Here is a 10,604-nt window from a genome sequence, read left to right as displayed (position 1 = left end):
GCGCCGTGGGCCAGGGCTTTTGAAATACGACCTAGGAGGCGGTGCGGCGGCGCTCCGGGGGCGCCGGGGGGACGACCTTGGCCGCGACCACGGTGGCCTCCGCGACCTCGACCGCTTCGCCGGTGCGGCGGCGGACGCGCAGCACGCCGTCGGCCCAGGATTCGAGGACGCCCACGACGTCGCTGTACGCTCCCTCCGGCAGACGGCGGCGCAGCGAGACCCGCTGGCCCACGTCCGCGGGACTGATCGAGACCACCAGTCGCGCGGCAAGTCGGCCGGACATGTGAGGACCCCCGTGTCGAATCGACTGCGCCGTGACGGCCATACTATTCACAGCGAGCTTGCGGTGAGCCGGGAGAGGAGTCACTAACGTGACCTACATCATTGCGCAGCCCTGCGTGGACCTGCTCGACAAGGCATGCATTGAGGAATGCCCGGTCGACTGCATTTACGAGGGCAAGCGCCAGCTCTACATCCACCCCGACGAGTGCGTCGACTGCGGTGCGTGCGAGCCGGTCTGCCCGGTTGAGGCCATCTACTACGAGGACGACGTCCCCGAGCAGTGGAAGGACTTCTACAAGGTCAACGTGGAGTTCTTCGACGATCTGGGCTCGCCCGGTGGCGCCTCGAAGGTCGGCAAGATCGACAAGGACCACCCCATCGTGGCCGCGCTGCCGCCGCAGACCCAGGACTGACGTTCGCGCCGCGGGCCGTGGCCCTCCCCCGGCGGGAGGTCACGGCCCTTGGTCTTGTACCGAGTGGTCTTGCACCGAGCCTGTACCGAGAGGGGTGGGCCCTTGTTCACGCTGCCGGACTTCCCGTGGGACCGTCTGCAGCCGTACCGGGAACGCGCCGCGGCGCACCCGGACGGCGTCGTCGACCTGTCCGTGGGAACGCCCGTGGACCCCACCCCCGCGCCGATCCGGGAGGCCCTGGCGGCCGCCGCCGACGCCCCCGGCTACCCCGCCACCTACGGGACGCCCGCGCTGCGCGAGGCCGTCGCCGGATGGCTGCGGCGGCGGCACGGCGTGACCGGCGCCGACCCCGACGCGGTGCTGCCGGTCATCGGGACCAAGGAGCTGGTCGCCTGGCTGCCGACGCTGCTCGGCGCGGGCCCCGGCGACCGTGTCGTCTTCCCCGAGCTGGCCTACCCCACCTACGACGTGGGCGCGCGGCTGGCCGGGGCCGAGCCGGTCGCCACCGACGGGCTGCTGTCGCTCGGCCCGGCCGTCCCCAGGATCATCTGGGTGAACTCGCCGTCCAACCCGACCGGCCGCGTGCTGCCCGCCGAGCACCTGCGCAAGGTCGTCGCCTGGGCCCGCGAGCGCGGCGCGGTCGTCGTCAGCGACGAGTGCTACCTGGAGTTCGGCTGGGACCCCGAACGCGAGCCGGTGTCGATCCTGCACCCGGACGTGTGCGAGGGCTCGCACACGGGCCTGCTCGCCGTCAACTCGCTGTCCAAGCGCTCCAACCTGGCCGGATACCGCGCCGGGATCGTCACCGGCGACCTGGAGATCATCAAGCGGCTGCTGGAGGTCCGCAAGCACGCCGGGATGATCGTCCCGGCCCCGGTGCAGGCGGCGATGACGGTCGCGTTCGACGACGACGCCCACGTCGCCGAGCAGCGCGAACGGTACGCGCGGCGGCGGTCGGCGCTGCTGGCGGCGTTCGAGCGGCACGGGTTCCGCATCGAGCACTCCGAGGCCGGGCTGTACCTGTGGGCCACCCGCGACGAGCCGTGCTGGGACACCGTCGGGCACCTCGCCGACCTCGGCATCACGGTCGGCCCCGGCGACTTCTACGGCCCGGCGGGCGCGCGGCACGTGCGGATCGCGCTCACCGCGACCGACGAGCGCGTCGCGGCCGCCGTCGCCCGCCTCTGACCCTTTTCTTGGGAAAGCCCCGCCGGAGGGAACCGGCGGGGCTTTCGTCTCCTCTGATACGGAGATGGATCAGTGATGTTGCTTGTGTAGTATCCGCTGGTCCACGCCCCCTTGGAACGTCGGCCGCACAGCGGAGGGCCCCTCATGACCGAGACCGTCATCGCGCTTCTGCTGGCGCTGATCCTGGCCGCGCTGGCCGTGATCATTGTGATCATGCTGCGCCGCAGGTCAGCGTCGCAACCAGCTCCTCCGGGACCGGCCGCGGCGCCGCGCGACCCGTTCGCGGCCGAGGACCTGCCCGGCGGCGACCCGCGCGCCGTCAAGGCGGGCGACATGATCGAGTACCTGGGCGAGCGGTACTTCGTGCGCGGCTCGCTGCGGATGCGCGAGGGCGGGTTCACCTGGGCCGAGCACCTGCTGGACCGGGACGGGGCCGAGGGCGGCAAGGTCTGGATCTCCGTGGAGGAGGACCCCGACCTGGAGGTCGTGTGGTGGACCGAACGCGAGATCGGCGACCTGAAGCCCGACGCGAAGCTCCTTGAGGTGGACGGGGTCTCCTACCGCCGGGACGAGCACGGGACCGCCACCTACCAGAGCGAGGGCACCACGGGCGTCGGCGTCCAGGGACAGGTCGAGTACGTCGACTACGAGGGGCCCGGCGGCCGGTACCTGTCGTTCGAGCGGTACGGCGGCGGGACCTGGGAGCTCGGCGTCGGCGAGGCCGTCCCCGCCGGGACGATGACGATCTACCCCGGAAGCTGACGTTGCCCGCCGCCCTCGACATCCCCTACGCCGACACCCGCGCCGACGCGCTGTCGTTCGCGCTCGGGCTCGCGCCGCTGGAGGCGCTGGCCGTGCGGACGGTGGAACGCTCCGGCCACGCGGTGGAGCTGCGCCTGCTCGGCGCCTCCCACCAGGTGATCGTCGGCGCGTTCAGCGAGACCGTCGCGTGCCTGCCCGGGCACGACCGGCTGCCCGGCCGGTTCCGGGGCCGGATCCGGGACTGGTCCTACGAGTTCCGCGACGAGACCCGCGTCCACGACGCGGCCGGCTTCCGCCGCGCCGTGGAGGGTCTGCTCGCCGATCTGGACACGCGGGACGACGCGCTGGTCGGGGTGTTCCCCGGCTCCCCGCACGCCGTCACCGCGCTCGCGGTGGACCCCGCGGACCCCGCGGCGCCGACCGGGTACGGCTGGCGCACCTGGCACACCTACCCCCAGACCCAGGAGGTCGTCATGACGCGGAGCCTGCTGAGGGACCTGCGATGAAACGAGCGCTCATCGGCGGCGGGCTGCTGGCCGGGCTCGGCGCGCTGATCCTGCTGATCGCCCTGTTCGCCGGCGGATCCTCGCCCAAGGGCTGGATCTCCCGCACCTTCCCCAAGACCGGGCCCGACACCTACCGGTCGGCGGACGGCCCGCTGCGCACCGCCGAGCGGATCGCCGCCAAGCACAAGCCGGACGACCGCGTGACGGACCCGACCGGCGTCTACCTGCGGTACCGCAGCGCCATCGTGGGCGTGCGGCCCGCCGGGGCCGGGTCGCGGATCACCGTGGACACTCCGGCGCGCGGCTACGCGCGCTACCACTCGTCGCTCGGCGGGCGCTGGGGCGGCCCGGGCGGGCGCGCCTCGACGTTCCGCGGCGGCGGACCAGGGGAGGGCAAGTGAGCTCCGGCGACGACAAGTCGAACAAGGTGGGCTGCTGGATCACCGTGGTGGTCCTGCTGCTCACCTTCTCCCCCATCCTGGTGGGCCTGCTCTACAAGGGCATGTTCGACAAGGACAAGGTGAACTACGGCACCGCCCCGGTGTTCGGGCCGCGCGAGTCGGGGCAGCTCGTCGCGCGCCTCGACGCCGCCGCCAAGGCGCAGGGCGTCTGCTACGGGTGGATCATCGACTCGGACCGGTTCGGGGACGTCCAGAAGGTCACGCCGTCGTATCCGGGGACGTTCAGCCCCCAGCCGAACGCCACGCCGTCACCGACGCCGACGCGTTCGGCCCGGCCCACGCCCACTACCCGGCCGACCAACCGGCCCACGACCCGGCCCACCACCCGGCCCACCACCCGGCCCACCACCCGGCCCACCACCCGGCCCACCACCCGGCCCACGCGGACGGCCAGTCCCACGCCGACCCCCAGCGGCCCCTCGCCCACGCTCGCGGCGGAGTTGCGGGGCTCGGGAGTGGAGTACGGGTCGAACCTCGGCGTCGACATCGCCCCCTGGCAACGGCCCGAGGTGTGCCCGAAATGGGCGGTGCTGAAGGCCGAGTACACCTGGAGCTCGATCGAGGAGGAGTGGACGTCGGCGGACCTCGACGTCGAGACCAACTTCGGCGGGGACATCCCGAGTCCCGAGATCCGCATGGACATCTACGGCTCCGACCTGACCGGTGAGAACGGCATCGCGCGGCTGGCCGACGCGATCGGCGGGCTGCCGCTGCTGATGGCGTCCGAGGGCAAGGCCGGACCCGTCCCCGACGCCCCGGCGCAGGCCGTGCCCGCCGGGGACACCCTGCCGGGCCGGGGCGCGGGCTTCTACATCTTCCTGACCATCGCGATCGGACTGATCGTGGGTGGCGTGGCGTGGATCGCCGTCGCCGCCGTCCGGACCCGGAGGGGCAACTGATGATCAACGACATCCTCGCCGAGAGCGGCGCCCTGCTGGCCTACGGGGCCCTCGGCATCGCGCTGATGGCGCTCGGCTACCTGGTCGTGGAGATCACCACGCCCGGGAAGCTGGGCGAGCAGATCTGGACCCAGCGCAACCGGGGCGCGGCCCTGATCCTGGCGGCCAAGCTGCTGGGCGTCGGCGCGATCGTCACCACCGCCATCGTCAGCAGCGAGGACGACATCGCCGCCGGGCTGCTCAGCACCACCGTGTACGGGGTGCTGGGGATCGTGCTGATGGTGGTCGCGTTCTACCTGCTGGACCTGATGACGCCGGGCAAGCTCGGCGCGACCGTGGTGCAGTCCGAGACGCTGCACCCGGCGTGCTGGGTGGTCGCCGCCGCCGACCTGGGCACGGCCGCGATCGTCGCCGCCGCGATCTCCTGACGTCCCGGACCGTTCGGGGGAGGGTTCCGGGATGAGCGAGAACGAGAGCGGGAGCGCGACCGGCGGCGCGCTCAGCCTGCCCGCGCGGGCGGCGCGCAGCGCCGTGCTGGCGGCGGTGTTCACGTGCGCGGCGTGCGGGCTGGTGTACGAGCTGGCGCTGGTCGCGCTCGGGAGCTACCTGGTCGGCAACTCCGTCACGCAGGCGTCGATCGTGCTGTCGGTGATGGTGTTCGCGATGGGCGTGGGGTCGCTGCTGGCCAAACCGTTGCAGGGGCGGCCGGTGGTGGCGTTCGCGGTGATCGAGGGCGCGCTGGCGCTGGTCGGCGGGCTGTCGGTGCTGGTGCTGTACGCGGCGTTCGCGTGGCTGGACCTGTACGTGCCCGCGCTGGTGGTCGTGGCGTTCGCGGTGGGCGCGCTGGTCGGGGCCGAGATCCCGCTGCTGATGACGCTGCTCCAGCGCATCCGGCGGCAGGACGCGGGGTCGGCGGTGGCCGACCTGTTCGCCGCCGACTACGTGGGGGCGCTGGTCGGCGGGCTGGCGTTCCCGTTCGTGCTGCTGCCGCTGTTCGGGCACATCAAGGGCGCGCTGCTGGTCGGGGCCGTGAACGCCGTCGCCGGGATCGCCGTGGTGCTGTGGCTGTTCCGGCGGCAGGTCCGGCGCGCGGCGCGCACCGGGCTGTGGGCCGGGATGGCGGGCGTGCTGGCGGTGCTCGGCGCGACGTACGCGCTGGCCGACGGGTTCGAGGTGTCGGCGCGGCAGGCGCTGTACCGCGACCCGATCGCGCTGGCGACCCGGACGCCCTACCAGGAGATCGTGATCACCAGGCGGGTCGCGCTGTCGGGACGGCCCGACCTGCGGCTGTTCCTGAACGGGGACCTCCAGTTCTCCTCGGTGGACGAGTACCGCTACCACGAGTCGCTGGTGCACCCGGTGCTGGCCGGTCCCCGGGGCCGGGTGCTGGTCCTGGGCGGCGGCGACGGGCTCGCGCTGCGGGAGGTGCTGCGGTACCGGGACGTGCGCGAGGCGACGCTGGTGGAACTGGACCCGGAGATGATCCGGCTGGCCCGCACCCACCGGGAGATCGCCGGGCTGAACCGGCACGCGTTCGACGACCCCCGCGTGCGGGTGGTGACCGCCGACGCGTTCTCCTGGCTGCGGTCGGCGTCCGGCCGCTACGACGCGGTGGTCGTGGACATGCCGGACCCCGACGACGTCGCCACGGCCAAGCTGTACTCGCTGGAGTTCTACGGCATGGTGAAGCGGCTGCTCGCGCCGGGCGGCCGGATGGTGGTGCAGGCCGGGTCGCCGTACTTCGCGCCCAAGTCGTTCCGCAGCATCGAGAAGACGGTGCGGGCGGCGGGGCTGGAGGTCGTCCCGTACCACGTGGACGTGCCCAGCTTCGGCGACTGGGGCTACGTGCTGGCGGCGCAGGGCCGGGCCCCGGCGCTGACGCTGCCCGCCGACGTTCCCGACCTGCGGTTCCTGGACGCCGAGGTGCTGCGGGCCTCGACCGCGTTCGGCCGGGACCTGCGGCACCGCGACGTCGAGATCAACACCCTGGTCCACCCCCGCCTGGTGGACTACGAGAACGAGGAGTGGAAGGACGCCTAGACGGACCCGCCGGGCTCTTCGAGGTTGCGGGTCAGGCGTTCCAGGACGTCGACGGCCGTGCGGTACTCCTCGGGGGAGATCCCGGTCAGCGACAGTTCGCGGAACGCCCTGACGCGTTCGGCGACGGCGGCCATGCGTTCCCGGCCGCCGTCGGTGAGGGCCAGGCGGTCCTGGGCGGGGCGGGTCAGCCAGCCGTCGGCCAGCAGCGTCCCGACGGTCCCGGTGAGGGTGGGCGCGTCGGCGTTGGCGGCCAGGGCCGACCCGACCTCGGCGTCGGTGGCGCCGTGCTCGGCGACGTTGAGGATCTGCCAGCCGACGCGGGTGAGGCCGTGGGCGGCGAGCGCGCCGTTCATGCGGTCGGTGATGGCCCGGTCGGCGCGGTTGAGCCAGTAGCCGATGGGTTTCACGGCGGTCCTCCTTCTCAGTGGTGGGCGCGGGCGTCGCGCGGCATGAGCCGCACGAGGCCGCAGCAGGCGAACGTGAGGGCGGCGACGACGGCCAGGCTGGGCGCGACGCCGCCGGTGTGGAAGTAGACGGTGGTGACGGCGGCGGCCCCGATGCTGTTGGCGAGCTGCTGGACGGCCGACAGCGAACCGCTGGCGCTGCCCGACCCGGCCGGGTCCACGTCGCCGAGCGTGACGTCGTAGACGGTGCCGAAGCAGGTGCCCATGCCGAGGCCCGTGACGAGGACGGGCAGGGAGAGCGGCCAGGAGCCCGGGGCCGCCTCGACGGCGGCGAGCGCGCCGAGGACGCCGGTGAGGGTGAGGAGCAGGCCGACCAGGACGAGCCGCCGGCCGAGGCGCGCGATGAACCGGTGGGCGGCCAGCGACGCGATGATGATGCCCACGGCGACCGGCGTGAGCCCGAGGGCGGTCTGCGCGGGGGTGCGGCGCAGGTCGTTCTGGAGGTACAGCGACAGCACCAGCAGCAGGCCGGAGACCGCGGCGTAGAACACCAGGCCGAGGACCAGGCCGGAGGTGAAGCCCCGGTTGGCCAGCAGCGACGGCTCGATGAGCGGGGCGGCCGCGGTGCGCTGCCGCAGGCCGAACAGGGCGAGGAACACCGCGCCCAGCGCCAGGCAGCCGACCGGGAGCGCGGTCCAGCCGTGCGCGGAGCCGTCGATCAGCCCGTGGAGCAGACCGAGCATGGCGGCGGCCAGCAGGGCGGCGCCGAGGGCGTCGATGCCGACCGTCCGGTCGCCGCCGTCGCGGGGCAGCAGCCGGACCGCCAGCGCGACGGCGAGGCCGCCGAGCACGATGTTGATCAGGAACATGGCGCGCCAGCCGAGGCCGAGCACGTCGGCGTCGATGAGGAACCCGGCCAGCACCGGGCCGCCGACCGCCGACAGGCCGAGGGCGGGCGCGAACACCCCGAACGCCCTGCCGATCTCGTCGCGGGGGAACACCGCGCCGAGGATGCCGAACCCCTGCGGGATCAGCAGCGCGCCGAACGCGCCCTGCGCGAGCCGGAAGACGACGGCGGACGCGGGGTCGAACGCCAGCCCGCACGCCACCGACGCCACGGTGAAACCGGTGATGCCGACCAGGAACAGGCGGCGTCGGCCGTACCGGTCGCCGAGCCGCCCGCCGACCACCAGCAGCACGCCCATGGCCAGGGCGTAGCTCGCGCCGAGCCACTGGACGAGGGCCGCGCCGCCGCCGAGGTCGGCGGCGATGGACGGGGCGGCGATGTTGGTGATGGTCGCGTCGAGCAGGTCGAGGACGGAGGCGAACAGGACGACGGCGAGGATCGCCCAGCGCCGCCGGTCGGCCGGGGGAGAGGTGGCCGAGGGGGAGGAGGCCACGGGAGTGGTCATGAGGATGCCTTGTCGAGGTGGGGAGGGGGGCGGGCCCTGTCGTGCATCGGCCCGCCCGGTCAGCGTCCGGTGAAGGCGGCGGCGTTCTCGGCGGCCCACTGGCGGAAGGTGCGCGCGGGCCTGCCGAGCAGGGTCCCGGTGGTGTCGGCGATGGCGGCGGGGCCCTCCGCGGCCTCCTTCTGCAGGGCGAGCAGGGAGGCGGCCATCGGGGCGGGCATGTACCGGGCCATCTGCTCCTCGGCCTCGGCGTGCGTGATCTCCACGAGGGGGATGTCGCGGCCGGTGGCCTCCGACAGGATCGCGAGCTGCTCGCGGAAGGTGAGGGCCTGCGCGCCGGTCAGGGTGGCCGCGCGGCCCCGCAGGAGGTCGCCGGTGAGCGTCGCGACGGCGATGTCGGCGATGTCGTCGGGGTGGATGGGGGCGAGGGAGGCGTCCGGGTAGGCGAGCTCCACCGGGAGCCCCCGGGAGATCGGGTGGGCCCAGCCGAAGGCGTTGCTGGCGAACGCGTCGGGCCGCAGGAACGTGCCGGTCAGGCCGGAGGCGGCGAGGGCGCGTTCGACCAGCAGGCTGGGCGAGGCGAGCGGGTCGGTCTCGGCGCCGGGGGCGAGGACCGAGGAGGACGACAGCAGGACGACGTGTTCGACGTCCGCGGCCAGCGCGGACTTGACGAACGCGTCGATGCCGGAAGGTTCGGGATACAGGAAGACCTGCCGGACGCCGTCGAGCGCGGCGTCGAAGGTCTCGGGGGCGTCGAGCCGGAGTTCGGCGGTCGCGACGCCGTCGGGGACGGTCAGCTCGGCGGGGGCGGCGCTGGCGGCGCGGACGGGGAGCCCGGCGGCGTGCAGCCGGGCGACGACGCCCCGGCCGACCTTGCCGCGGGATCCGGTGACGAGGATGGTCATGAGATTCCTTTCGTGCTTGACGACATATGCATGTTTGCATGCACATAATTTCATGTCAACACATGCCTGCTGACGTGCAGGACCTACGATGGTCGGTATGAGCGACAGCGGGCCGGCGACGGCCGACGAACTGCTGAACGCCGTGGGCCCGGCGTTCTCCAAGCTCCGGCGGACCTCGCTGCTGGAGGTCGAGAACCCGATCTCGGCCAAGGACCTCAGCCGCACCCTGGTCCTCAACATCGTGCTGGAGCACACGCGCGACGCCGAGGCCGAGGTCACCGTCGGGATGGTGGCCGAGGTGCTGGGCGTGGACCCCTCGGTCGGCAGCCGCATGGTCTCCGACAACATCAAGGCGGGCTACCTGCGGCGCGCCGCCTCCCAGCGGGACGGGCGGCGGACCGTCCTGGAGCTCACGCCCGAGGGGACCGAGCTGATGGAGCGGTTCCGGCGGCACCAGCGCGAGGCGTTCGAGTACATCACCGCCGACTGGCCGGAGCGGGACCGCCTGGAGTTCGCGCGGCTGATGCTCAGGTACGTGGACTCGCTGGCCTCACTGCGGGAACGCGGCCTGGCCAGGGACGGCTGAGCCGTTTACCGCCCCGGCGCGCGCGGCACGGAGTCACGAAGGGTCCTGTCCACCGCCCGCTGGAAGCTGGTCACCAGCGACTGGATCATCAGCGGCTTGAGCTTCGTCGCCAGCTCCAGCAGGCGGTCGCGTTCCTCGGGGGGACGGCCGCGTTCGCGGTAGGGGCGGACGACGGTGTCCTGGAAGACGCGTTGCAGCTCGGCGGCCAGGGCCGTGGTGTGGCGGTCCACCGCCTCGTGCGCGGCGACGAGCGTCTCCAGCGGCATCGCCAGCCCGGCCAGCTCCGCGCCCACGCCCAGCAGCGCCGGGCTGATAACGCGGACGGCGTCGCCGTCGCGTTCGACGACGCCCAGGGCCTCCAGCCGCCTGAGGGCCTCCTCGTCCAGATGGCGGCCTGCGCGGCGGTCCAGCTCGTGGCGGTCCAGGTCCTCGGGCTCCTCCGGGGCCCAGGGGGACAGCAGAGCCCGTTGCAGGGCCAGGTCCTCGGGCGGGGCGTCCGGCGGGATGCGTTCCAGGTGCTTCTCGATCGCCGCGAGCGTCAGCCCCAGCGACTGCAGCTCGCGCACCAGCTCCAGGCGGGCCAGGTGCTCGGGCCCGTACAGCCCGGTCCGGCCCCGCAGCCGCGGTGGCGGCAGCAGGCCCCTGCCGGCGTAGAACCGCACCGTGCGCACGGTCATCCCGGCACGGGCGGCCAGCTCGTCCACCGTCATGTCCGCCATGGGGCTCCCTGCGCCGATCTATGTGACAGT

At 73.3% G+C, this 10,604-nt stretch carries 14 protein-coding genes; 9 read left to right on the top strand and 5 right to left on the bottom strand.

Annotated features, from left to right (window positions below; all coding sequences use genetic code 11):
* Positions 1-31: 31 nt before the first annotated feature.
* Complete coding sequence (locus AKI01S_RS34755; protein WP_174567438.1) at positions 32-283, bottom strand: putative acetyltransferase; 252 nt, start codon at positions 281-283, stop codon at positions 32-34.
* 88 nt (positions 284-371) lie between these two features.
* Between AKI01S_RS34755 and fdxA the strand changes: the two genes are divergently transcribed.
* From fdxA to AKI01S_RS34715, 8 genes are all read left to right on the top strand, one after another.
* Positions 372-695: a ferredoxin gene (gene fdxA / locus AKI01S_RS34750; protein WP_067827516.1), complete on the top strand. Its 324-nt coding sequence runs from the start codon at positions 372-374 to the stop codon at positions 693-695.
* Between the two features lie 102 nt (positions 696-797).
* Positions 798-1,883, top strand: coding sequence for a succinyldiaminopimelate transaminase (gene dapC, locus AKI01S_RS34745; RefSeq protein WP_067827514.1), 1,086 nt, complete (start codon positions 798-800; stop codon positions 1,881-1,883).
* Between the two features lie 144 nt (positions 1,884-2,027).
* The gene (locus AKI01S_RS34740; RefSeq protein WP_067827512.1) at positions 2,028-2,645 is read left to right on the top strand and encodes a DUF4178 domain-containing protein; all 618 of its coding nucleotides are present in this window, start codon (positions 2,028-2,030) and stop codon (positions 2,643-2,645) included.
* A 2-nt stretch (positions 2,646-2,647) separates the two neighbouring features.
* On the top strand, positions 2,648-3,151 hold the full coding sequence (locus AKI01S_RS34735; RefSeq protein WP_067827510.1) for a DUF2617 family protein: 504 nt from the start codon (positions 2,648-2,650) through the stop codon (positions 3,149-3,151).
* The gene (locus tag AKI01S_RS34730) at positions 3,148-3,552 is read left to right on the top strand and encodes a DUF4247 domain-containing protein (protein WP_067827508.1); all 405 of its coding nucleotides are present in this window, start codon (positions 3,148-3,150) and stop codon (positions 3,550-3,552) included. The genes AKI01S_RS34735 and AKI01S_RS34730 overlap by 4 nt, the downstream gene beginning before the upstream one ends.
* Positions 3,549-4,511 carry a hypothetical protein gene (locus tag AKI01S_RS52570; protein ID WP_067827505.1) on the top strand — a complete coding sequence of 321 codons (963 nt, stop codon included), beginning with the start codon at positions 3,549-3,551 and terminating at the stop codon, positions 4,509-4,511. Before AKI01S_RS34730 ends, AKI01S_RS52570 begins: the two co-directional genes overlap by 4 nt.
* Positions 4,511-4,939: a DUF350 domain-containing protein gene (locus AKI01S_RS34720; protein ID WP_157420366.1), complete on the top strand. Its 429-nt coding sequence runs from the start codon at positions 4,511-4,513 to the stop codon at positions 4,937-4,939. The genes AKI01S_RS52570 and AKI01S_RS34720 overlap by 1 nt, the downstream gene beginning before the upstream one ends.
* Before the next feature lie 31 nt (positions 4,940-4,970).
* Positions 4,971-6,551 (top strand): polyamine aminopropyltransferase, encoded by a 1,581-nt coding sequence (locus AKI01S_RS34715; RefSeq protein WP_067827502.1) that lies wholly within the window; start codon positions 4,971-4,973, stop codon positions 6,549-6,551.
* On the opposite strand, the gene AKI01S_RS34710 is transcribed toward AKI01S_RS34715, so the two are convergent.
* From AKI01S_RS34710 to AKI01S_RS34700, 3 genes are read right to left on the bottom strand one after another with little or no spacing between them, the layout of a single operon-like run.
* Positions 6,548-6,958, bottom strand: coding sequence for a MarR family winged helix-turn-helix transcriptional regulator (locus AKI01S_RS34710; protein ID WP_084000543.1), 411 nt, complete (start codon positions 6,956-6,958; stop codon positions 6,548-6,550). The genes AKI01S_RS34715 and AKI01S_RS34710 overlap by 4 nt on opposite strands.
* A 14-nt stretch (positions 6,959-6,972) precedes the next feature.
* Positions 6,973-8,367 (bottom strand): MFS transporter, encoded by a 1,395-nt coding sequence (locus AKI01S_RS34705; protein WP_067827499.1) that lies wholly within the window; start codon positions 8,365-8,367, stop codon positions 6,973-6,975.
* 59 nt (positions 8,368-8,426) lie between these two features.
* Positions 8,427-9,269 carry an NAD(P)H-binding protein gene (locus tag AKI01S_RS34700; RefSeq protein WP_067827496.1) on the bottom strand — a complete coding sequence of 281 codons (843 nt, stop codon included), beginning with the start codon at positions 9,267-9,269 and terminating at the stop codon, positions 8,427-8,429.
* Positions 9,270-9,366: 97 nt separating this feature from the next.
* Here AKI01S_RS34700 and AKI01S_RS34695 point away from each other — a divergent pair, with 97 nt between their 5' ends.
* On the top strand, positions 9,367-9,855 hold the full coding sequence (locus tag AKI01S_RS34695) for a MarR family winged helix-turn-helix transcriptional regulator (RefSeq protein ID WP_067827493.1): 489 nt from the start codon (positions 9,367-9,369) through the stop codon (positions 9,853-9,855).
* A gap of 5 nt (positions 9,856-9,860) precedes the next feature.
* Here AKI01S_RS34695 and AKI01S_RS34690 read toward each other — a convergent pair whose 3' ends face one another.
* Positions 9,861-10,574 carry a MerR family transcriptional regulator gene (locus AKI01S_RS34690; RefSeq protein WP_067827490.1) on the bottom strand — a complete coding sequence of 238 codons (714 nt, stop codon included), beginning with the start codon at positions 10,572-10,574 and terminating at the stop codon, positions 9,861-9,863.
* Positions 10,575-10,604: the final 30 nt, after the last annotated feature.

Origin of the sequence: Actinomadura kijaniata NBRC 14229, assembly GCF_001552175.1 — a bacterium.
In the GTDB taxonomy this organism is placed as follows: domain Bacteria; phylum Actinomycetota; class Actinomycetes; order Streptosporangiales; family Streptosporangiaceae; genus Spirillospora; species Spirillospora kijaniata.
This window is presented reverse-complemented; position numbering and strand designations above follow the sequence as displayed.

Excerpts from the sequence above, each read along its gene's own strand:
- AKI01S_RS34740 (WP_067827512.1), top strand. The coding sequence starts at position 2,028 with ATGACCGAGACCGTCATCGCGCTTCTGCTGGCGCTGATCCTGGCCGCG.
- AKI01S_RS34700 (WP_067827496.1), bottom strand. The coding sequence starts at position 9,269 with ATGACCATCCTCGTCACCGGATCCCGCGGCAAGGTCGGCCGGGGCGTC.
- AKI01S_RS34690 (WP_067827490.1), bottom strand. The coding sequence starts at position 10,574 with ATGGCGGACATGACGGTGGACGAGCTGGCCGCCCGTGCCGGGATGACC.
- AKI01S_RS34730 (WP_067827508.1), top strand. The coding sequence starts at position 3,148 with ATGAAACGAGCGCTCATCGGCGGCGGGCTGCTGGCCGGGCTCGGCGCG.
- AKI01S_RS34720 (WP_157420366.1), top strand. The coding sequence starts at position 4,511 with ATGATCAACGACATCCTCGCCGAGAGCGGCGCCCTGCTGGCCTACGGG.
- AKI01S_RS34705 (WP_067827499.1), bottom strand. The coding sequence starts at position 8,367 with ATGACCACTCCCGTGGCCTCCTCCCCCTCGGCCACCTCTCCCCCGGCC.
- AKI01S_RS34755 (WP_174567438.1), bottom strand. The coding sequence starts at position 283 with ATGTCCGGCCGACTTGCCGCGCGACTGGTGGTCTCGATCAGTCCCGCG.
- AKI01S_RS34695 (WP_067827493.1), top strand. The coding sequence starts at position 9,367 with ATGAGCGACAGCGGGCCGGCGACGGCCGACGAACTGCTGAACGCCGTG.
- AKI01S_RS34715 (WP_067827502.1), top strand. The coding sequence starts at position 4,971 with ATGAGCGAGAACGAGAGCGGGAGCGCGACCGGCGGCGCGCTCAGCCTG.